This is a genomic window from Novosphingobium sp. FW305-C-111 (assembly GCF_058783565.1).
In genome coordinates this window covers 433,438-454,725 of the sequence record NZ_JBYSYP010000001.1, presented here as the reverse complement: position 1 = coordinate 454,725, position 21,288 = coordinate 433,438, and the positions used below count along the sequence as shown (strand labels likewise).

The 21,288-nt window shown below is 69.6% G+C and carries 22 protein-coding genes; 3 read left to right on the top strand and 19 right to left on the bottom strand.

Features of this window, described 5'->3' with window-relative positions:
• Positions 1-6: 6 nt before the first annotated feature.
• The 10 genes from AC3WLD_RS02355 to AC3WLD_RS02310 all read right to left on the bottom strand — a co-directional run bounded on the left by AC3WLD_RS02355 (position 7) and on the right by AC3WLD_RS02310 (position 9,611).
• On the bottom strand, positions 7-900 hold the full coding sequence (locus tag AC3WLD_RS02355) for a FliM/FliN family flagellar motor switch protein (RefSeq protein ID WP_492555291.1): 894 nt from the start codon (positions 898-900) through the stop codon (positions 7-9).
• 3 nt (positions 901-903) lie between these two features.
• The gene (locus AC3WLD_RS02350; RefSeq protein ID WP_492555290.1) at positions 904-1,506 is read right to left on the bottom strand and encodes a flagellar basal body-associated FliL family protein; all 603 of its coding nucleotides are present in this window, start codon (positions 1,504-1,506) and stop codon (positions 904-906) included.
• A 24-nt stretch (positions 1,507-1,530) separates the two neighbouring features.
• Positions 1,531-2,058 carry a hypothetical protein gene (locus AC3WLD_RS02345; RefSeq protein WP_492555289.1) on the bottom strand — a complete coding sequence of 176 codons (528 nt, stop codon included), beginning with the start codon at positions 2,056-2,058 and terminating at the stop codon, positions 1,531-1,533.
• Positions 2,059-2,998: 940 nt separating this feature from the next.
• On the bottom strand, positions 2,999-3,430 hold the full coding sequence (locus AC3WLD_RS02340) for a hypothetical protein (protein WP_492555288.1): 432 nt from the start codon (positions 3,428-3,430) through the stop codon (positions 2,999-3,001).
• Positions 3,417-4,715: a FliI/YscN family ATPase gene (locus AC3WLD_RS02335; protein WP_492555340.1), complete on the bottom strand. Its 1,299-nt coding sequence runs from the start codon at positions 4,713-4,715 to the stop codon at positions 3,417-3,419. The genes AC3WLD_RS02340 and AC3WLD_RS02335 overlap by 14 nt, the downstream gene beginning before the upstream one ends.
• Positions 4,716-4,741: 26 nt before the next feature.
• Positions 4,742-5,338: a FliH/SctL family protein gene (locus AC3WLD_RS02330; protein ID WP_492555287.1), complete on the bottom strand. Its 597-nt coding sequence runs from the start codon at positions 5,336-5,338 to the stop codon at positions 4,742-4,744.
• Positions 5,322-6,329, bottom strand: a complete 1,008-nt coding sequence (fliG, locus tag AC3WLD_RS02325) for a flagellar motor switch protein FliG (RefSeq protein WP_492555286.1) — start codon at positions 6,327-6,329, stop codon at positions 5,322-5,324. Before fliG ends, AC3WLD_RS02330 begins: the two co-directional genes overlap by 17 nt.
• Entirely contained in the window at positions 6,326-7,996 is a 1,671-nt protein-coding gene (gene fliF / locus AC3WLD_RS02320) for a flagellar basal-body MS-ring/collar protein FliF (protein WP_492555285.1), read from the bottom strand. Before fliF ends, fliG begins: the two co-directional genes overlap by 4 nt.
• Positions 7,997-8,001: 5 nt before the next feature.
• Positions 8,002-8,364 carry a flagellar hook-basal body complex protein FliE gene (gene fliE, locus AC3WLD_RS02315; RefSeq protein WP_492555284.1) on the bottom strand — a complete coding sequence of 121 codons (363 nt, stop codon included), beginning with the start codon at positions 8,362-8,364 and terminating at the stop codon, positions 8,002-8,004.
• Positions 8,361-9,611, bottom strand: a complete 1,251-nt coding sequence (locus AC3WLD_RS02310) for a sigma-54 interaction domain-containing protein (RefSeq protein WP_492555283.1) — start codon at positions 9,609-9,611, stop codon at positions 8,361-8,363. Before AC3WLD_RS02310 ends, fliE begins: the two co-directional genes overlap by 4 nt.
• 226 nt (positions 9,612-9,837) lie before the next feature.
• On the opposite strand from AC3WLD_RS02310, the gene AC3WLD_RS02305 reads away from it, so the two are divergent.
• Both AC3WLD_RS02305 and AC3WLD_RS02300 read left to right on the top strand, forming a co-directional pair.
• A complete protein-coding gene (locus AC3WLD_RS02305) occupies positions 9,838-10,665 on the top strand; it encodes a flagellin N-terminal helical domain-containing protein (RefSeq protein WP_492555282.1) in 828 nt (275 codons plus the stop codon).
• A 139-nt stretch (positions 10,666-10,804) separates the two neighbouring features.
• A complete protein-coding gene (locus AC3WLD_RS02300; protein ID WP_492555281.1) occupies positions 10,805-11,491 on the top strand; it encodes a hypothetical protein in 687 nt (228 codons plus the stop codon).
• Positions 11,492-11,524: 33 nt separating this feature from the next.
• Here AC3WLD_RS02300 and AC3WLD_RS02295 read toward each other — a convergent pair whose 3' ends face one another.
• On the bottom strand, positions 11,525-12,736 hold the full coding sequence (locus AC3WLD_RS02295; protein WP_492555280.1) for a S8 family serine peptidase: 1,212 nt from the start codon (positions 12,734-12,736) through the stop codon (positions 11,525-11,527).
• A gap of 163 nt (positions 12,737-12,899) precedes the next feature.
• Here AC3WLD_RS02295 and AC3WLD_RS02290 point away from each other — a divergent pair, with 163 nt between their 5' ends.
• Positions 12,900-13,535: a hypothetical protein gene (locus AC3WLD_RS02290; RefSeq protein ID WP_492555279.1), complete on the top strand. Its 636-nt coding sequence runs from the start codon at positions 12,900-12,902 to the stop codon at positions 13,533-13,535.
• A gap of 11 nt (positions 13,536-13,546) precedes the next feature.
• On the opposite strand, the gene AC3WLD_RS02285 is transcribed toward AC3WLD_RS02290, so the two are convergent.
• The 8 genes from AC3WLD_RS02285 to AC3WLD_RS02250 form a co-directional block, all read right to left on the bottom strand.
• The gene (locus AC3WLD_RS02285) at positions 13,547-14,944 is read right to left on the bottom strand and encodes a COG3904 family protein (RefSeq protein WP_492555278.1); all 1,398 of its coding nucleotides are present in this window, start codon (positions 14,942-14,944) and stop codon (positions 13,547-13,549) included.
• A gap of 50 nt (positions 14,945-14,994) precedes the next feature.
• Positions 14,995-15,828 carry a flagellar motor protein MotB gene (locus AC3WLD_RS02280; RefSeq protein ID WP_492555277.1) on the bottom strand — a complete coding sequence of 278 codons (834 nt, stop codon included), beginning with the start codon at positions 15,826-15,828 and terminating at the stop codon, positions 14,995-14,997.
• Position 15,829: 1 nt separating this feature from the next.
• A complete protein-coding gene (gene motA, locus AC3WLD_RS02275; protein WP_492555276.1) occupies positions 15,830-16,693 on the bottom strand; it encodes a flagellar motor stator protein MotA in 864 nt (287 codons plus the stop codon).
• 30 nt (positions 16,694-16,723) lie between these two features.
• Positions 16,724-17,638, bottom strand: a complete 915-nt coding sequence (locus tag AC3WLD_RS02270) for a flagellin N-terminal helical domain-containing protein (protein ID WP_492555275.1) — start codon at positions 17,636-17,638, stop codon at positions 16,724-16,726.
• A gap of 7 nt (positions 17,639-17,645) precedes the next feature.
• Positions 17,646-18,989, bottom strand: a complete 1,344-nt coding sequence (gene flgK / locus AC3WLD_RS02265) for a flagellar hook-associated protein FlgK (protein WP_492555274.1) — start codon at positions 18,987-18,989, stop codon at positions 17,646-17,648.
• Positions 18,990-19,394 carry a rod-binding protein gene (locus AC3WLD_RS02260; RefSeq protein WP_492555273.1) on the bottom strand — a complete coding sequence of 135 codons (405 nt, stop codon included), beginning with the start codon at positions 19,392-19,394 and terminating at the stop codon, positions 18,990-18,992.
• Entirely contained in the window at positions 19,391-20,452 is a 1,062-nt protein-coding gene (locus tag AC3WLD_RS02255) for a flagellar basal body P-ring protein FlgI (RefSeq protein ID WP_492555339.1), read from the bottom strand. Before AC3WLD_RS02255 ends, AC3WLD_RS02260 begins: the two co-directional genes overlap by 4 nt.
• Positions 20,453-20,527: 75 nt before the next feature.
• Entirely contained in the window at positions 20,528-21,169 is a 642-nt protein-coding gene (locus tag AC3WLD_RS02250) for a flagellar basal body L-ring protein FlgH (RefSeq protein WP_492555272.1), read from the bottom strand.
• Positions 21,170-21,288 lie beyond the last annotated feature (119 nt).

The following is a 21,288-nucleotide window of genomic DNA, read 5'->3' as shown; positions in this document are numbered from 1 at the left end:
GGGCAATCAGGCAATGCGGGTGATCTGGACGGCGACCCGGTCATCGACCGCGCCGACGGTGCCGCGGGCGATGGTCCGGCCGGCGACCTGCACCGGGACGATCCGCGCGACCGCTACCGGCAGGATCTGTCCCACCGTCAGCGCCGCGACCGCCGCGACGGGCAAGTCGATCTCGGCCATGACCGCCCGCAACGGCAGGGGCAGGTCGCAGAACGGGGCATGGTCGGGACCCGCCGTATGGCTCCGGGCAGAACCGGCAGGCACGGCGTCGGTCAGACCCAGCAGCGCGGCGAGGCTGCCGGTGGGCAGCGCCAGCATGACACGCCATGGGGTCTGACCCGGCTCTTCGACCGTCACGTCGATCCGGCTGAGCGCCGTCTCTCGCGAAAATGGCGCGAGCTGGGCAAGGCCGGGAGCGCGGCGCAGGGGCCGAAGCGCATCGTCCGAACGCTCCAGCGCGGCCGAGAGCGCCTGCATGACCAGTCGCTCGATGCGCGACGCCATGAGGTCAGCGGCCATCGGGAACTCGTCCGGTAGAGGCGCGGGATCTCCACCGGGCCCACCGAAGGCCCGGTCGGTGAGAGAGAGGACGGCGCCTCCCTCGATCGAAAGCAGCACCGGCACTGCACCCGGCTCGGAAACCGCCAGGACATGGGCGACTAGGCCGGCGCCCTCCTCCATCAGGCTGGAAAAATCGATCGCAACGGGGGCGAAGGACCGGGTCACCGGCTGTCGCCCCCCCATCAGCGGAGCAAGCACCGGGCGCAGCGCGCGGGCGAACCGTTCACCGGCACGGGCCAGCGCCGGCAGCAGCTCGTGCGGCCCCGGCGCCGGACGCAGCAGCGCCGTGCAGTGCCGCGCGAGCGGGCGGCTGCCACCGAAGGATTGCGAAAGATCCATCGCCTACTGGACCAGGAACGACTTGAAATAGACCGCGTCGACCCCGCCGAATCCTTCGGTTTCGGTCAGGACCTTGTTGATCGCGGCGGTCAGCCGCTTCTGCAGGCGTTCCTTGCCCGCGATCGTGTAGACGTCCTCCTCGGGCGTGTCGGCGAGGACCGCGAGCATCCCCGAGCGGATCGCCAGCTCGTGCTTCTTGAGCCACATCAGCACGCGCCCGTCGCGGCGGGTCGAGGCGGCAAGGCTCATCTGGACCAGCGCGTCCGAATTGCGCAGGTTCGAGGTGAAGTCCTCAGCGAAGTTGTAATAGGCGGTGCGGAATTCGCTGCCGCCCTCACCGTCGACTTCCTCGACGCCGCCTTCGCCTTCCTTGCCTTCTGTCTTGGGCGCGTAGGGATCCTCCTCCCCCTTGCGGATCAACTTGGGGGATTTGTCCTCCTTTTCCTCGTGCTCGCCGCCGCCGATGATCCCGGCCTGGACCATCCCGAACACGCCGCCGCCGCCCGCTGCGACCAGCGCCAGCGCGCCGCCGACCTTGACCATCATGCCCTTGCCTTTCCTGGGCTTGGCCTCGCCGTCTTTCTTGTGGTCCTTCTTGTCGCTCATGAGCGGGTCCTCAGGTGTCGGGGATCAGGCAAAGATGCTTTCGCCTTCAGGATTGGAATCGGATGCGGTCGGCTCGCTGCGGCGCCCGGGCTGGTGCGAGAAAAGCGGCTGGCGGGACGGGGCGTCGCCCTGGCCGCGTTGCTGCGACGGCCCCTGGCTGCCTGCTTGTGACGAGAATGCCTGTCCGTCGGACGGCCGGGCAGTGCCGTCGCGTGACGTCATGGCATCGTTCGCGGCCGCCGCCGGTTGCGACGCGGCAACCGCGGCGACCGCGCGGCTGAAGTCGGGATCGGGGCTGGAGAGGTTGACGGCAAGGTCGCCGCGATCGTGCTCGAACCGTACCGAAACGGCCCCGAACTCGACGTGACGGAGTGCTACGTGAACCGAACCACCGCTGGCAGCGACCTGCTGCACCTCGGCCCGGGCACGGGCGATGGTTTCGACCATCCGGGCGAGATCGGGCCCGGTCGCCGCGAGGTTGGTGTCCGGTGAAGGCGTCCCTGTAGTCAGCGGCGGGGCGGCAGGCCCGATCGGATTCGCCAGCATCGCCAATTGCGGGGCGGCTGGGACTGCGTCTGCCGGAGCAAGGACCGCGGCTGGCGTTTCGGTCGGCGCCAGCGCCGCGAGGGTCGAGGCGGAAAACCGTTGTTCCGCCGGCTGGCGGGGCGCTGCCCCAGTGGACTCCGCCGCCTGGTGGCCGGGTCGCTCCCGACGGACAGCTCCCGGCAGGGCGATGGCTGGCGCCTCCCGGCGACCTGCGGGCAACGCTTCTGCGGTCTGGGCAAGGCCCGGCAAGGGCAGGGCAGAGGGTGGAACAGGGGCAGGTGCAGCCGCCGGAGCGACGGGTGCTGTACCCGCAACGGTCTCTTCGGCGCGGGACTCGTCCGACGTGGTCCGTGGTGCTGCCTTCGCCTCGCCGATGCCGGGCCCGTCGCTCCCTGCCTCGGATGTCGGTGCAGGGCGCCCTCGCCAAACCGGCGCAGCTATTGGCACTTGCGCGGGTTTCGCAGCGGGCGGCAGGACGGCTCTGCTACCATCGCCTTCGCCTGTCGGACCTGCCGGCGTGCCGGCCACTGCGACCAGCGATGGCACGCTGCTCCCGGCAGTTGCTGGAATTTGAGCAGCAGAAGCAGGACGCGCGGCCGGCGTCGCCGCCTCGCCCGTCACCGGCGGCAGGGTCACGGAAGCCTGCACCGGCGCGGCAAGCGGCAAGGACTTGCCGGCATCCGGCAGGATTGCCGCCGCAGTCGCCGGCCCGGACGGCACGGTCGCTCCAGTTACCGACGCCACCTCGGGTGCGGGCATCGCCTGGACGGGTGACGCCAGGCTACGGGTTCCGGTCGCGAGCAGGGCCCCGAAATCAAGCCTTTCGCCGTCGGGCGCCAGCGCAGCGGCCACAGGGCTCGCGGTGCCGGCAGCCGCTTCAGATGCCACGATCGCGGCGGGCAGGGAGGGAAGGGAAGGCAGTTGCGGTGTCATCGCCGACAACACTTCAAGAGCCGTGCCAACCACCCTTGCGGGCGGCCAGGCTAGGGGTTGTTGCGTAGCCCTTGCGCGCGATGGCACGGACCTCGCGCGTGGCCCTGTCGTCCACCGCAGCGCGCCGGCGCTCGGCTTCTGCGGCGGCGCGGGCCTTGCCGTCGGCGACCACTCGGGCGCTATCGGCTTCGGCCTCGGCATTGCGGGTCAGGCCTTGCATCCCGGCGGCGAAGCGCATCGCTCCGGCCAGGCCATGGGCGTCGGCGGCATCGTCACGGGCCGCATATTCGGCGGCGAGCAGGCGGGTGCGCTCGGCAAGGCCCGCCAGCTGCGCCAGCGTTCCCTCCGCCTTCGCCGCCTCTGCCAGCGCGGCCTCGCGGGCCATCGCACGGATGCGTTCGAGCCGGCGCAGCCGCGCCACGCGCTGGGCGTCAGACCGGGTCACCGATCAGCTCGTGAAGCTGCGCCACGCTCTGCTCGAGCGGGACGACCGAGACCGCCTGCTGCGCCAGGAACGCCCCGAGCGCCTGGTGCATGGCGATGGCGCGGTCGAGCAGCGGATCGGACCCGGCCCGGTACGCGCCCATCAGCACGAGGTCGCGGTTGGCCTCATAGGTTGCGGACAGCGAGCGGAAGGCGCGGGCAAGTTGCAGGTGCTCGGGCGCGACGATGTCGCCCATGACCCGGCTCAGCGACGCGGCGACGTCGATTGCCGGATACTGCCCGCGCTGGGCGAGCTCACGCGACAGCACGACATGGCCGTCGAGGATCGAGCGGGCGGTATCGACCACCGGGTCGTCGTGATTGTCGCCGTCCGCCAGCACGGTGTAGATGCCGGTGACCGAGCCGCCGCTTGCCGCCGAGTTTCCGGCGCGTTCGACCAGCTTGGTGATCGTCGCCAGCGCCGATGGGGGATAGCCCCGGGCCGCGCCGGGCTCGCCCAGCAGCAGCGCGATCTCGCGGGCGGCGTGGGCGACGCGGGTGAGGCTGTCCATGATCAGCAGCACCCGTCGCCCCTGCGCGCGGAAATACTCCGCCATGCTCGTCGCCAGCGCCGCACCGCGCAGCCGAAGGTTGGGCGCGTGATCGGCGGGGACGGCGACGACGACGGTGCGGTTGCGCTTGTCCTGCCCCATGTGCCGTTCGACGAAGTCCGAAACCTCGCGGGCGCGCTCGCCGATCAGGCCGACGACGACGATCTCCGCTTCCGCGCCGTGCGCGATCATGTCGAGCAGGACGGACTTGCCGACGCCCGACCCGGCCATGATGCCGATGCGCTGGCCCACCCCGAAGGTGGTCAGCGCGTTGAGGGCGCGCACGCCGACATCGAAAGGTTCGCGAACCGGGCTGCGATCGAGCGCGCCGGTGCGGACCCCGCCGGACGGCCAGTCGTGGCGCGCCGCGATCTCTCCCAGCCCGTCGATCGGCCGGCCTTCGCCGTCAACCGCACGGCCGAGAAAGGCCTCGCCCACCGGCACCCGGCCGGGCCGTCCCTCGGCACGGACGAACGAGCCGGGGCGGAGCAGCACCGGATCGCCGAGCAGCATCATCAGGGTCCGCCCGTTGCGGAAGCCGATGACCTCGGCGGCGCGCGCCCCGTCCTTGCGGTGGGCGATGCGGCACTGCGTGCCGATCGGCAGCGACAGGCCCGAAACCTCGACCAGTCCGCCGTCACATGCGGTGACGAGGCCATAGCGGGCGGGGCGGAAATCGGGCACGGCCCCGGCCATCGCGGCAAGCCGGTCCTGCGCCAGGCTCAGCACGAGCGGAGCACCTCGGCGAGCGTCTCGCGCCAAAGTCCCGGTCCGTCCTCGACCCCTCCCGCGGGGGTCTCAATGCGGATGGATCCGCGCTCCAGTGAGGGATCGGAAAGGACCGACCACTCGGCTGGAAGCCGGTTCCCGGCGAGCGCAAGGTCGTCCGGGTGGAGCCGGAAGGTTCGCTGATCCTCGGCGCGCGCCAGCATGGCGGCCGCGGCTTGCGCACGGCTTGCCAGAAACGATGGGTCGACAGCCGCCTCGGCCAGCACCTCGTGGCACAAGGCCTCGACCGTCTGGCGCAGCACGAAGGCAAGACGGGCGGTCTCGGTTTCGTCGAGGCGGGCGAACGACAAGGCCAGCGCCGACCGGGCGGCGTCGTTCGCTGCGGCGCTCGTCGCGGCCTCGGCCAAAGCTTCTGCGCGCCCGGCGGCGTAACCCTCGGCGCGGGCAATTTCGAGCGGGTCTGCCGGCTCCTCCGGGTCCAATGCCTCGGGCTCGGGTTCCGCCGCCGCAGCCGCTGCGGGCCAGAACCGCTGATCGCGCGCAAAAGCACCGACCGGGCCGGCGCCCGCCGACCTAAACATAATCGTCATCCCCGGCCCCGAACGCGATGACTCCTTCTGCGGCAAGGCGGCGGGCGGCGGCGACGATGGCCTTCTGGGCTTCGACCACCTCGGCCATCTTCATCCGCCCGCGGGCCTCGATTTCGTCGCGCACGCCTTGCGCGGCGCGGCTCGACATGGCGCGGAGGAACAGGTCGCGGTTTTCCGGGGCGGTGCCCTTGAGCGCCCCGATCAGGACATCGCTTTCGACCTCGCGCAGCAGCGAGCCCATCGACCGGTCGTCGAGCGCGAAGAGGTGTTCGAACTTGAACATCTCGTTCTCGATCCGCTTGGCGAGGTTCCGGTCGATCCGGGCGATTTCCGGCATAACCCGCTTTTCGACCGCCTTGGCCGCGGCGTTGATGATGTCGGCGGCTTCCTTCGGCCCGCCCATGCTGAGCGCGCCGTGGCCGTGCTGCTCGCGGATCCGCCGGTCGAGCAGTTCCTCGAGCAGCAGGATCGCCTCCGGTGCGACCGGTCCCAATGTGGCGACGCGGTGGACGACCTGTGTCTGGACATCGCCGGGGAGCGCGTGGAGCACCTTGGCCGCGACTTCCGCCTCGAGCTGGACCAGCAGCACGGCGATGGCCTGGGGATGCTCGCTCTCGATCATCGGGGCGATCACCTCGGGCGAAAGCCAGCGGGCCAGATCGAGCGAAGGCGTGTTGCTGGCCGGCGCGATTCGCTGCATCACGCTGGAGGCCTTCAGCTCGCCGACCGCGCGGGTCATCAGGGCACGGAAGTGGCCGGTGCGGTCCTGTCCGGCCATGCCGGCCTTTTCCGCCCGCTCGACGAAATCGCTGACGGCATGGGCGACGGCCTCCGGGCCGACCTCGCCCATCGCCACCATGGTCTCGCCGATACGCTGGATCTCGTTGGGCGCGAGCTTGCCGAGGATGGCCGCGGCCTCGTCGTCGCCGAGCAGCATGATCATCACGGCGGCGCGCTGGACATTGGAGATGATCGGGGCCTCGCTGCTCATGCTGCGGCCTCCGCTTCGGGTTCGGACAGCATCTGGCGCAGCGCAGCGACCGCGCTGTCCGGCTTCTCGCTGGCGATCTTCTGGGCAAAGCCGACCTGGCGATTGAGCGCCTCCGGATCGATCGTGCCGGTTTCGGGGTCGATCGGAGGCGCGAGCGGCTCGCCGGCATCCGGACCGATGGCCCCGGCATCATCGACCGGTGCGCCTTCGGGCGGCGCCGCGGTGGGCGATGCCGCAGGCTCGCCCCTGAGCGCACGGATCAGCGGCCGCACGCCCATCAGCAGGACCAGCAGGACCGCGATGAGCGCAACCCCGCTGCGGAGCATCGCAAGGAACCACGGCGTCTGCCAGAACGGCTCTTCTTCGAGCGTCGCGGGCTGGAAGCTGCGGACCATGACCTCGACCTGGTCGCCGCGCTGGGGATTGGCTCCGACCGCCGCGCTGACCAGCTGGCGCAGTTGCTGGATGTCCTGCGCTTTCGCCTGCTTCATCGCCTCGGCCGAAAGCGCGACGGCCACGGTGAGGCGGCGCAGCTTGCCGGGTGCGGCGTTGGCGACCTGGACTTCGCGGCCGAGCTCATAGACGCGCGTGGCGCTGCTCTCGCCTGAGGTGCCGGCAGGCGTTGCCGCGGGCGGCGGCGTGCCCTGCGGTGCGCCGGGCTGGGCGGTCGTGGGCGGCGGCGGGGTGTTTGAGAGGACGCCCGGCACCCCGACCGCCGCGGTTCCCGCCGGGGCCTGCGAGGCGGCCTGCGTCTCCGAGCGGACCACGCCCTGCTTGTCGTAGCTTTCGCGGGCGCTGGTCACCTCGTCCATGTCGAGATCGACCTGGATCTCGCTGGAAAAGTTGCCCTCGCCGAGCATCGGGGTGAGCAGCTGCGCAACCTGGCGACGCAGCTTGTCCTCCATGCGTGCCTGGAGGTCGAGCCGGTCGGTGTCCCCGCCGCCCGCTTCGGAAAGCAGCCGGCCCTGCTGGTCGACGACCTTGACGGCTTCGACCGAAAGACCCGGCACCGAGCCTGCGACGAGGTTGCGGACGGCCGCGACCTGGCTGTCGGACAGCTGGCGTCCCTTGGCCAGCTTGAGCATGACCGAGGCGGTGGGAGCAAGGTTGTCGCGCACGAACACCGATTTCTCGGCCTCGGCGAGGTGGACCCGGACCGCCTCGACTCCGTCGATTTCCATGATCGTGAGCTGGAGCTCGCGCTCGCGCGCGGTGCGCAGGCGTTCGGCCTCCATCGTCTTCGACGCGCCCATCGGCATGTTGTCGAGCAGTTCGTCGCCGCCCTGCGGTGCGGCCACCGCGCTGTCGGAGGCGACGATCATGCGGGCCTTGTAGAGGTCGTCCTCCGCCACCGTCAGCGCCCCGGTCGCATTGTCGATGGCATAGGGGATCGCTGCCTTGTCGAGCGCCGCGACCACACCGGCGCGGTCGCTGTCGGAGAGCTGCGAGTAGAGCGTGCGTTGCGGCGCGGGGCTGAGCAGCGCCCACACCAGCGCCGCACCGCCAAGCGCGGTCAGGCCGCCGAACCACGGCAGGGTGCGGCGGATCGCGGGCTGGGCGGTGAACGCCCGGAGCCGGGCCAGCGCACTGCCGTTCGCGGGATCCGACAGCGGCGAGAGCAGGCTGGCGGGCGGGCCGCCGGCGGGTGCGGGGACGAGGTCGCTCATTTACCTCACACTCCCATCCGCATGATGTCCTGGTAGGCGGAGAGCAGGCGGTTCCTGACCTGCAAAGTCGCTTCGAACGCGACCCCGGCTTCCTGGCGGGCGAGCATGACCTTGGCGACATCGACGACCTCGCCGCGCTCGAAACCCTCGGAGAGAGCGCTGGCCTTCTCCTGCGTCGCGCTGACGCTGTTGAGCGCCGATTTCAGGGCATCGCCGAACCCGGCAGCGGGGCCGTTCGGCTGCGTCGCTCCGGCTCCGGGGGCCTTGAGTTCCTGCAGCAGTTTCGAGCGATCGACGATCTCCTGGCGCAGCGCCATGACCTGCCTGAGGCCCGCCGCGCCCCCGCCGATGCCCCCGACCCCGCTCATCGCCGGCCGCCTGCGACGGCGATGCCGGCCTCGCGGAAGCTGGCGAGGCGGTAGCGCAGGGTGCGTTCCGAGATGCCGAGGCGGCGTGCGGCGGCAACGCGGCTGCCGTTGCACGCCTCGAGCGTGGCGAGGATCGCGCGGGCTTCCGACATCTGCACGATATTGGACAGGCTCGCGCCGCTTTGCGGCACCGCCGGGACGGGTTCGGCGACAATCCGCGCGGGCCGGTCGAAGGCGATGTGCTCGGGCCCGATCTCGGCTGCGTCGCCGGCAAGCAGCAAGGCGCGGCGGATCACGTTCTCCAGCTCGCGCACATTGCCTGGCCACGAATGGGTGGCGAGCAGGCCAAGCGCGGCGGCAGAGATCCACGGCAGCGCGCGGCCCTGCGGGCAGTGGCGCAGCAGCAGCGCGAAGGCCAGCGGGGCCACGTCCTCGCGGCGTTCGGCCAGCGGGCTGAGGGCGAGCGGGAAGACATTGAGGCGATAATAGAGATCGGCGCGGAAGCGGCCCTCCTCGACCTCCTGGGGGAGGTCGCGGTTGGCGCAGGCGATGATCCGCACGTCGACCTTGACCGGCCGGGTCGCTCCGATCGGCACGACCTCACCCTCCTGCAGCGCCCGCAGCAGCTTGGCCTGGAGCGACAGCGGCATCTCGGCGATCTCGTCGAGCAGCAGGGTCCCGCCGCTGGCTGCGCGGAAGAAGCCTTCGCCGCCGGCATTGGCCCCGGTGAACGCGCCCTTCTGGTGGCCGAACAGCAGCGCCTCGAGCATGGTTTCGGGCATGGCCGCGCAGTTGACCGCGATGAACGGCCCGTCGCGCCGTGGCGAGCGGTCGTGGATGAAGCGGCTGAGCACTTCCTTGCCGGTGCCGGTGGGGCCGTTGATCAGGACCGGAATCTCGCTCGCCGCCAGCCGTTCTGCCAGGGCGAGGACCGACAGGCTGTCGGGATCGGCGGCGATCGGCGCGCCCGACGCGGCAGCGCAGGCGAGAACAGCCGCGAGGGCCCCCTCGCCCGCCCCGTCGACATAGCGGACGGTGAACTCGCGGCTCGCGTCGCGGGCGATGCCGGGGCTGGCAGCGCGGTGGAGCCGGATCGCGGTGCAGCGCGGCGGCAGCGGCGTACGGTCCGCGGCGTCGCGCAGCACGACCGGCTCGGTTCCGCCCAGCGCCGCGAGGACGCCTGCCGCGCGTTGGGCCAGCGGTGCGTGGCGCTGGGCAACCCGGTCGTCGGCTTCGATGCATGTCATTTTGGGTAACCCCCCGATTAACCACTCCGTCGGGGGCTTTTTCGCGCGGAAACCGTCAAACGCCGGGAAAGATTAAGCCTCGGGTTTCGCCTTAGGGAAAATGCGTAGGCGCATCGTCGGCGATCCGGTGCTGCTTAATTTCCGCGCCGCTGCGCCGCTCTAGTTCGTGGCAGCCGCGCCGTTCCGGGCCCGGCCGTCCATTCGGGACCACGAACGGAGACAACACATGGCTGTTATCAACACCAACATCAGCGCGATCAAGGCGGCCAACGCATCGAACAGCGCCAACAAGATGCTCGGCGTCGCGATGGAGCGCCTGTCGACCGGCAAGCGCATCAACAGCGCCAAGGACGACGCCGCCGGCCTCGCGATCGCCACCTCGATGACGTCGCAGATCAAGGGCATGAGCCAGGCGATCCGCAACTCGAACGACGGCATCAGCCTCGCGCAGACGGCCGAAGGCTCGCTCAACGAAGTCAGCAACATGCTCCAGCGCGTCCGCGAGCTGGCTTCGCAGTCGGCCTCGGGCACATACCAGGACACGACGGACCGCGCCTACATGCAGACCGAAGTCGATGAGCTGACCAGCCAGATCGACCAGGTCATCACCAACAGCAGGTTCAACGGCATCGCGCTGTTCGACGGCACCAACGCCACCGTGACGATCCAGACCGGCGCGAACGGCAGCGACACCGTCGATCTGGTCATGGCTGATCTGACCACCTTGGCTGCCAGCGGCGGCGCGGCGGGTTCCTACGACGTTTCGACCGCAGGCGCGGCGAACGCCCTGCTCGGCACGCTCGATACCGAACTCGATTCGATCTCCTCGGCGCGTTCGTCGCTCGGTGCGGGACAGAACCGGCTCGAATCGGTGGTCAACAACCTGACCAATACCGTCACCAACCTGTCCGACGCCCGCTCGCGGATCGAGGACACCGACTACTCGGCGGAAACGACGCAGATGGCCAAGGCGCAGATCCTCAGCCAAGCGTCCTCGGCGATGATCGCGCAGGCCAACCAGAGCCAGCAGAACGTCCTCTCGCTGCTGCGCTGAGGCCGGCAAGCTCCCTCGGGGCACCGGGGCCCGGCGGTCGCGCACCGCCGGGCCCTTTCTGGGTTTCGGGGCCGATTGGACGACCCCGCCCACTTCGGGTATGCTCGCGTGCGGGGGAAACCGAGGGGCTGCGGTTCGCGTGTCGGGGGCGACGAATTTCGTCATTCTGTTTGTCGGACGTTCCGGCAGTTCGTGGCTCGTCGAGGCGCTCGACGGCCATCCCCGCATCGTGTCGCGCGGGGAGGAGTTGGTCGGGCGCGACGGAGCCGATCAGATCCGGTGGATCGAACGATTCTTGCGCCCCTCGCTCCTGAGACGGGAACGCGCGAAGGGATTCAAGACCAAGCTGATCGATGTGGCGCAGCCCGAGCGTTTCGCTGACATCCTGCGGCAGCGGGAGTGCCGCGTCATCACCCTCGTCCGTCACAACGCCGTCCGCCAGACCATTTCATGGTCCCGCAGCGAGGCGCTGTTCGCGGAGCATGGCCGGCACAATACCGACGATCCGGCGCAGGTCCCCGGAGCGGTCCGGATCGAGCCCGGCGAATTCGTCGAGCGGCTTGGCTGGATCGAGGAGGGTCGCCAGGAAGTGCTCGACTTTGCCGCCGGCCTCGGTCTGCCCCTGCTCGGGATCAGTTACGAAGACATGGTTCGGGACACGTCCCGGACCTTTGCCGCGGTCCAGCGCTTTCTCGGCGTGGAGCCGCGGGCTCTCAACGCGGGACTGCTCAAGATGACCGGCGAGGACCTCTCGGGCGCGGTCAGCAACCTCGCCGAGCTGCGCGACGCGGTCGGCAGCGCGGAGCATCGCCGGATGTTCGAATGAGTGCGGCGGGCCGGAGCCCGCCGCGCCATCTCGTCAGTGGATCCCGATCGTATCGGGGTTGCCATCAGGATCGGACTTCACCGTCCCGCCGGAGCGGATCGAGCCGAGCAGGAGCAGCCCCGCCATGTGCGGCGAGGCCATCGAGGTGCCCGAAATGGTGTTGTAACCGCCGTTCAGCCAGGTCGAGTTGATCGAAACCCCCGGCTCCGCATAGTCCACGGGCGGATTGCCGTAGTTAGAGAAGCTGGCGAACGTGTCGGTACTGTTGATCGCCGAGATCGTGTAGATATTGGGCCCGTTGGCCCGCGCCGGCGAGTGGTTGTTGGCGTCGTCGGTCTCGTTGCCAGCGGCCAGCGCGAAACGGACCTTGGTCGAGGCGTTGATCACGGCCTGGTCGAGCAGGGCCGAGACCGGACCGCCAAGGCTCATGTTGGCGACGTCGCCGGTAGCGCCGTTGGCGGCGACCCAATCGACCCCGGCAATGACGTCCGAATAGGCACCGCTACCGCGCCGGTCGAGGACACGGATGGCGACGACTTTGGCGCCCGCCGCGACACCGATCACGCCGATCGTGTTGTCCTTGGCCGCAATGGTCCCGGCCACGTGCGTGCCGTGGCCATTGAGATCCTGCGGCGAGTTTTCGCGGCTGACGAAGTTCTTGCTGCGGGCAACATCCACGTTGAGATCGGGGTGCGAGAGATCAATCCCCGAATCAATCACCCATGCCGTTCCGGTCGCACCGGAAATCCCGCCGCCGACGCGCAGGATGCCATAAGGCCTGGTTTGCGCCGGCTGGGTGCCGCCGCCGCCTGGCCTGGCCGCGATCATGATCGGTGCGGGGATGCGGGCAATCCGGTCGGCCTCGCAGGTGCCGATGTTCGGGTTATGCGCCTTCATCTGCGCCAGGCCCCGTGCCGAGGCGTGGACGGAGAAGCCCTGCAGCGCGGTGGTGTAGACGTGACCGAGCTGGCCGCCGCCGGCCGCTGCCGCGCGTGCCGCTTCGGCGCGTTCGTTCCCGCGGCCGACCGCGCCGGCCTTGAATGCGCAGATCCACGCATCGGCGATGGTGTCGCCTTCGACCGCCGCAGGTGTGGCGTTGACCGCAACGTCCGGCGCCTTGCTGGCACTCGCGGAAAGCCGGACCGCTGAACCCGACAACATTCCCGAACCGCCACCCGCGGCGGCATAACCCATCCCGGCCAGCGCGAGCGCGCCGACCGTCCCAAGCACATATGCCTTCTTCATCAACCGGAACCCCTTCCTGATTTGATGCGAGTGAAACTATCGCATCGATCCGGAAGCGCCAGCCCCATCCGTGGTTTGCCGGGCCGAAAGCATGAATTTCACCTCCGATGCGGGGCTATCCGACTCTGGTCAGAGCAGCGCAGGATGCCTAGGCTTCGGCGCGATGGGGATTGAGCGCCGTCTGTGTCGCATCATCGCGGGCCTCGCCACCGCCGCACTGCTGCTGCCCGCTGTGCCGCTCGAAGCGGCCGGCAAGCGGCCGGTCCGCGGTGCTGCGAAGGCGGCCGGCCCGGTCCTCCCGGACAAAGTGTCCTGCGTGCTGGACGCGATGCCGCAGGAAGACCGCGAGATCGCGTTGATCCTGATGATCGACGAGCTTCAGCGCGGCGGCGATGACACGAATTCGCCGCGGACCGACGAGATCGACCGATTGCTCCGCCTGGGAGAGGGGCGGTGCGTCGACGCTTGGCCGTGGACGGCGGGCAAGTCCGGCAGCTCGATCGCGTATGCCGCTGCTGCGCTTTACCACGAGGCCAACATGCAGGCGGTCGCGAACACCGGCCACGATCCTGCGGTGGTCGAGCGTTGGTTCGCCGAGAATCGCGCGCAGATCCTCAAGTCGCGCAACCCTGCGCGGTTATGGGCTCCGGCGTTGCAGAAACATCTCAAGGATCTTGCGTGGGGTGACAAGGACGCGCCTGCCGTCGGATTCGCCACGCTGCTTCTGGCGGACCTCGTCACCCTCGCACTGATCGAACAGGACTTCGCGCGGGGGGTCTACATCGACCGCAGCGAATGAATGTGCTGCCTTCAATGCCGGTTGCGGTCATCCTCCGGCGAATGTCTGTCCTCCGATGCGGCAGCGCCGGCGGCAGCATCCGCGGTGGCTTCCTCACCGGGCAATGACAGCATCGCCCGATAAGTCGACGCGCGCCGCTTGGGCTCGAGATCCGCGATAGCCTCGAGCGCCTGCAGACCGCTGCGGCAATCGGCCTCGTCGCCTTCGCCCAACCAGTCGAAGTGGCCGCGCGCGGCGATCTTCTTGGCCGCCTTGCGGAACACCCGGGTCGCCTCCTTGTCGCTCATTCGCGGAACGCGTGCCGGCTCGGAAAACAGCCGGACCATGAGCGCATCCTCGCGGGCGGCAAACGCGGCGATCTCGGGATTGGGCGCCTTCGGGACGAGGTCTCCCGCAGGACGGCACGAGGCATACCCAAGCTGCCGTTCGCTCCGCGCCATGTCTCCATACAGCACGATGGTGGCGTCGAGCAGCGGATCGGGGGCGGCCGGGAGCTCCTTCAGGGCGAAGTCCACGATCACGGCGCGGCCGGCCCAGCGGGCGATCGAGGGGCGCAGGCCGGTGTTGATCCCGCGCCACACCTCTTCCGCTGCCGCCTCGAAGGTTGCAGGTGAATAGGCGCGGAGCGCCTGCCACAGCGGCAGCCTCGCCAACGCTTCGTCACTCTCGGCACGGGGACTGCCGATCCCGGGCGGCGGGGGCAGTTCGGGCCGGGCGGCAAAGCGGGTATCGACGCGCGCGGCGCGCAATTCCGGCTCTTCGGGATACCACATCGTCTCGCTTGGCGTGGCGAGCGCCCTGGCGATGAATTCGCCATCCACGCCGCCGATTTCGTAGGATTGCCGCATCAACGCTGTGCCGCTGATGCCGACGATGGGTGGGAAGCCCCGGTCGGCCGAGTATGCTGTGGGCTCGTCCTTCGAAACTTCGATCGTCCCGTCGGCACCCAGCGAAAAACCCTGGTGGAACCCGATCCGCGCCGCCGGGCCGAGCACCCGCTCACGCCCCGCAATGAAGGCCATGGTGCAGGCCGAGGCACAGACCTGCTCGACATAGGTATCGAGCCCCCGGCGGCGTATATAGAGGCCGATCATCCGCCCCTCGATCGTGACCCCGCCGTAGGACGCAAGATAGACCCGGCGCAGCCGCGTCGCCGGTTCGGCGACCTGCGACACCTTGAGGTACGCGCCCTCGTCGAACGTGCCGACGATGTAGAGCGTCTCTCCGTCTTCAGAGAGCAGTACCCGGGGCGGCTGGCCGAGGCTTTCGGCGAACTGCGCAAAGGAAGGAGCAGGTGCCGGGGCGGCGACGGCAGGCGTGGCGATCGCGCCCGGCCTGGCTGCAGCCGGAATGGACATCGTCCAGCCCGCCGCAAATGCCGCCAGTGCCAAGCCGAGCCGTCGTCCCATCTTCCTGACGCTGCCCCAATCGGCCTTCGCCGACAAGGGATCACCCGCATTCAGCGCGCGAGAAGGATCGAAATCCGGCGGTTGCGCGGGTCTTGGGGGTTGTCCCTCACCAGCAGCTCGCGATCGGCCACGCCTTCGATCCGGGCGAAACGATCGGGGGCTATGCCGCTCCGCATCAGCGCCTGGCGGGTCGCCTCGGCACGGCCGGCGGAGAGCGACCAGTTGTTTCCGCCGCCATCCTTCCATGGCAGCGCGTCGGTGTGGCCGCGGATGGTGAGCAGTCCTCCGTCCGGTCCCACGGCCCCGCTGATCGCGCCGAGCAACGCCACGGCCTCGGGCGTCAGCACGGTGGTGCCCAGCCGGAACATCGCGAAGTCGGCATCGTCGACCAGATCGATGCGGATGCCCTCGCTGGTGTCGACCAGCCGCACCTGCCGCTGCAGGCGGCGCAGCTGGGCGTTTTGCTCGAGCTTCTCCTTGAGCGCCTGCTCGAGGTGCTGGACACGCTTGGCGTGCGCCGCGCCTTCCTTCGGCCCGCCAGTCGTGTCGAGCGGGATGGTCATGGTCCGGGTGCCGGTCTGGCCCTGGCGGTTGGGATAATTGTCGACATCGGTGATGGAATTGCCGCCCAGCAGCCCGTTCGAGCCGGCGCTCTCCTGACGAAGCTTGACCAGCGTCGGCGTGAAATAGTCGGCGATGCCCTTGCGCTGCTTTTCGGTGGTGGCGCCAAGCAGCCACAGCAGCAGGAAGAACGCCATCATCGCGGTGACGAAGTCGGCGTAGGCGACTTTCCACGCGCCGCCGTGGTGGCCTCCGGCGACCACCGTCACCTTCTTGACGATGATCGGCGCGACCGGCTCGCTCTTGCCCTTGGGCGGCGCCATCTCAGCGGCCCCGCAGGCTGTCGAGCAGCTCGTTGAGGCCGGGGCGGAAGGCGTGGCCCAGGCCCGAGCGCGCGCTTTCGACCACCAGCGGCTGCGGGTGGCCGTGGAGGGAGGCGATGATCACCTGCTTGACCGCGTGGAAGATCTGCTCGTCGGCGTCGTTTACCTGCTTCAGCCGCGAGGCGAGCGGCGCGACCATGCCATAGGCCAGAAGCACCCCCATGAACGTGCCGACCAGCGCCGAGCCGATCATTCCGCCCAGCACCGACGGCGGCTTGTCGATCGAGCCCATGGTCTTCACCACGCCCAGCACCGCCGCGACGATGCCGAGCGCCGGCAGCGCGTCGGCCAAGTTCTGGAGGATGTGCTGCGGTTCCTGCATCTCGTGGAACACGGTCTTCATCGAGTTGTCCATGACCTCCTCGACCGCGTGGGTATCGAGCGTGCCCGACGACACCACGATAAGGGTCAGCGTGTCGGCGATCAGGTGGACCAGCTCCTTGTTGGCAAGGAGGCGCGGGAACTCGGCGAATATCGCGCTGTTCTGCGGCTCGGCGACGTGGCTCTCCAGCGCCACCGGACCATCGGAGCGGAGCAGTTTCATCAGCCGCGTGGTCAGGATGATCGCGTCGATATGATCCTGCTTGGTGTGCTTCGGGCCCTTGAACACGCGGCCCAGCCCGCCGCCCAGTGCTTTCAGTTCATGCATTGAGTTGCCGGTGACAAGCGCCCCCGCCGCCGCACCGCCGATGATCAGCATCTCGTGCGGGATTGCGTGCATGACCGGACCGAGCGCGCCGCCGGTGAGGGCAAATCCGCCGAAGACCATGACGATAAGGATGACAATTCCGACAACTGAAAACATGGGACGGGTTCCGGATGGGGGCGGCGCGGCTCAGCCGAGCGCGTCGAACAGGGAGAGGCGCGAGAGGCGGGCGAAGCTCGCCTGGCTCGCTTCGAGGACGGTCATGGTTTCCTGCAGGCGGGCGACAGTCTCGGCGAGGTCGGTCGCCCCGATCTCGCTCTGCTCTCCGGCGCGTAGTTCTGACAGGGTCTCGCGGCGCTGGGTGTTGAGCTCGATCCAGGCGAGACGCGAGCCCACCACCGTTTGCGCCGTCGTGACCGACTGCAGGCCGCTTTCCAGGGGGTCGAGGGCGGCCTTGGCGGCGGCGAGCGGGTCCGCAACCCCGCCTTGCAGCGCATCGGACAGCCCCTTGATCGTCGCCATGAGATCGGTGCCGCCGAAGCTCAGGAACTCGGGGCCCGTGATGCCGCGCATGACCGACTGGCCCTCGCCCAGCGACAGCTCGCCCGCGCTGGCGGTGCCGACGTATCCGGCGTTGCCGGCGGCATCGAGCGTATAGGCCGGGCCGCTCACCTCGCCGCCGAACAGCGCGTGGCCCGCACTGTCACGACTGTTGGCGAGGGCGACGAGGTCGCCGTGGAGCTGGCCGAGCTCGACGCCGATCCCGGCGCGCTGGGCGGCCGTGAGCGTTTGGTTGGACGCCTGCGTCGCGAGTTCCTGCGCCCGGATCACGAAGTCGGCGAACGAGGACAGGGCATCGTCCGCCAGCTGGAGATCGGCATTGGCGCGATCGGCGTTGGTCGTGTCGATCTTGGTCAGCGACTGTGCCCGGGCAAGCACGCGAAGCCGCGAGGCGGCAACCGGGTCATCCGAGGAGCGCGACAGCCGCTCGCCTTTCCCGATCTGCTCCTGCAGGTCCTCCGCGCGCTGGCGCAGGCCGCCGATCGAGAGCGTGGCCCGGTCATAGAAAGCGCCGGTGCTGGTGCCGCGAATTTCGGTCGTCATGGGATCCTCACCTGATGGACAGCAAGGTTTCGAACAGGCTCGAGGCGACCTGCATCACCCGCCCGTTGGCCTGGAACGCCTGCTGGTAGCGGACGAGGTTGACGGCCTCCTGGTCGAGATCGACCCCAGCCTGCGACTGAAGCGAGATCCGGGTGGTGTCGGCGATGGTCTTCAGCGCATCGCGGGTCACGGTGCGCCCCGCAACGGTGCCCGAAATGTCGAACAGCAGCTTGTCGGTCTCGCCCGCCGGGTCGCCGCTGGCCAGGGCGGCGCGCAAGCCGTCGAGCGCTGCCGGGTTGCGACTCTGCGGACCCGAGCCGGCCGGTGCGGTTGCCATCTGCGAACCGTCGTTCAGCGCCAGCGTCATGCCGCCCGCCCCGCCACCGACCCCGGTGAAGAAGGGCTGAGCCGCATTGCCGGCGAGGTCCACGCCGCCCGCCTGCGCGGTGTTCGCCGCCGACATGATCGCCTCGGCCACCGTATCGAGCCGGCCGCGGGTGTCGACGAGCTCGGCCAGTGCCAGCGCCTTGCCGGCGAGCGAGCCGCCCGAGACCGTCACCGGACCGCCCGCAAGCGTGAAGGACAGCGTGCCGTCGGCTGCCTTGCTGACGGCCAAGGCGCTCGCCGTCCCGCCGCTGACCAGCGTCGGCCCGGTCGGTCCGCCAAGGCTCACCTCCACGGTGTCGTCGGCGGAAATCCTCGTGGCGACATCGGTGTACTGGCTCAGCTGTTCGAGCAGTGAATCGCGCTGGTCGAGCAGGGCCGACTTATCGCTGGTCGAATCCGCTGCGCGCGAGAGGCGCAAGTTGGTTCGCGCCAGTTCGCCTGCCAGGCGGTTGACCTGCGTCACGTCGTCGTCCGCGGTGAAGTGAAGGCCGTCGCGGGCGGAATCGAGCGCGCTGGAAGCGATGTTGAAGGTGCGCACCAGCGTGCGCGCATCTTCGAGCACGGCCGCGCGCAGCGACGGATCGACCGGGTCTCCGGCAAGTCGCTCGACCGCGCCCTCGAAGCCCACGATCGCCGGATAGACGCCCGATTGCTCGACCGCGGTTTCGATGTTCTCGAGCCCCGCGACTTCGGCGTCGGCGCGGGCGAGGTCGGCGCCGGTGCGGCGGACCTCGGCCTGGCGGAACAGGTCGGCCTGGCGGACCACGCTGCGCAGGCGCACGCCCGACAGCGAAATGTCACCGATCCGCCCCTGCCCGCCCGCCGAGGCGACCTCGGCCAGGCTGACGGTGCGGCGCACGTAGCCGTCGCTCGAGGCATTGGCGATGTTCTGCGCGGTGACGTCGAGCGCGATCCGCGCTGCCTGCGCGCCGCTCTTGCCGATGGAGAGCAGGTCGGAGGGCACTTACACCTCCCGGTCCCAGATTACGCCAGTGCTGTCCGTTCCCCTCCCGCTTGCGGGAGGGGTCAGGGATGGGCCGGGAGCCACTGTGCTGTCCGGATCAGGCCCACCCCCGGCCCCTCCCGCATGCGGGAGGGGAGAAATGCGCGCCGCCAGCGCCGCCTCGACCTGCCTCGCAATCCCCAGCGCGCCGGTCTCGGCCGCGATCTCGGCGAAGCGTTCGTCCTGCATCTGGCGGAAGGTGCCCAGCGCCTGGCCGCCCAGCAGCGCATCTGCGCCGAACGAGGTCTTGCGCGCCTCGGCCAGCATCTGGCGGACGAAGATCGCCTCGAACTGCTTCGCGGCGGCGGTCAGCTGCGCACGCTGCGTGTCGGCACGGGCCGCGGGAGGGATAGGGGCGATGGTCATATCACCACCATCTCCGCCTTGAGCGCCCCTGCCTGTTTCAGCGCCTCGAGGATCGCAACGAGATCCGAGGGACTGACGCCGAGCGTGTTGAGCGCATCGACCAGCGAAGACAACGACGCGCCGGGTTTCAGCAGTGCGACGCGGTCGCCCTGCTCCTCGGCGCTGATCGCGCTGTTGGGCGTGACGGTGGTCTGCCCGTCGCTGAACGGCGCGGGCTGCGAGACCTGGGGCTTCTCGTCGATCCTCACCACCAGCTTGCCGTGGCTGATCGCGGCGGGGGAGAGGCGCACTGCCGAGTTGATCACGACCGTGCCGGTGCGGCTGTTGACGATGACTTTCGCGGCGCTTTCCGCCGGGGTCACGTCGATCATCTCGATTGCCGCCATGGACGAGGCGCGGAGGTCCGCTCCATCGGGGAGGTACAGGGCGAGGGTCACCCCGTCCTCGACCATGGCGGTGCCGGGGAAGCGGGCGTTGATCGCGTCGCGCACGCGCGCGGCGGTGAGGAAGTCGGCGGTGAACAGGTTCCAGCGCAGCACTTCGCCCGATGCGAAGCCGGTCGGCACCGCACGCTCGACGCTCGCACCTTCGGCGATTCGGCCGACGGTGGGCACGTTGACGGTGAGCTGCGAGCCGTCCTTGGCGGAAATGCCCAGCCCGCCGACCGCGAGGTTGCCCTGCGCCATCGCATAGATCTGCCCGTCCGCGCCGTAGAGCGGCATCAGGATCAGCGCCCCCCCGCGCAGGGACTTGGCCTTGCCGAGCGTGGACACGGTCACGTCGATCCGCTGCCCCGGCTTGGCGAAGGGCGGCAATTCGGCTGTCACCAGCACCGCGGCGGCGTTCTTGAGGCTGGGATTGACGCCCTCGGGCAGGTTGACGCCGAGCCGCCCGGACACGCCCTTCATCGCCTGGCCGAGGTATTCGAGGTTGTCGTCGCCCGTTCCGGCGAGACCCACGACCACGCCGTAGCCAGTCAGCTGGTTCGAGCGCACGCCCTGGAACGCGCCAAGATCGCGGACGCGCTCGGCGTGAGCGGGGAGGGCGGCCAAAACCATGGCGAACAGGAAAAGCACCGCGATCGCGGCGCGGTGGATGCGGCGGGAGGTCTGGATCGGCATGATTCCTCGCCTTCAGAACGGGCTGATCGTGTTGAAGAAACGCGACAGCCAGCCCTCCCGGCCGGCCCGTTGGACCGATCCGTTGCCAGCGTACTCGATCCGCGCATCGGCGACGCGGGTCGATGCGACGCGGTTGTCGGGGCTGACGTCGGCGAGCCGGACGATCCCCGAGAACTGCACCCATTCCTGGCCCTGGCTCAGCAGCAAGCGCTTTTCTCCGCGGACGAGAGCGGTGCCGTTGGCCCGCACCTCGGCGATGGTGACGGACACCTCGCCGCCGAGCGAACTCGTCTGCGTGGCATTGCCCTGCCCGTTGAACGACGAACCGCCCGACGCTTTAAGGGCATCGGGATTGAGGAACGACAGCGGTCCGGCGCTGGGCGGGACGACATTGAAGCTGCCCTTGCGGTCGCTCTTGCTGCCGGCGGACTTGGTCGTGGTCATCTGCTCGACCAGCACGATCGTGAGCGGATCGCCGACCGCGCGGGCGCGCTGGCCTTCGACGAGGCCGGCGTATCCGGCGGAGGCGTTGAAGATCGCCCCGTCGGCCGGCTTTTCGGCCGGGGCTGCAGGGAGCACGGGCTGGAACCCCTGCGGCGCCTTGCGGGCCTGGGCGGGGGAGAAGACAACCAGCAGCGCCGCGAGCGCAACCATGCCCCCCTCCCGCAAGCGGGAGGGGCTGGGGGTAGGCCAGGAGCCGGTGTGCTTTCCGGGCAGGCCCACCCCCCGGCCCCCTCCCGCTTGCGGGAGGGGGAGACAGGAGCTTCGTTTCA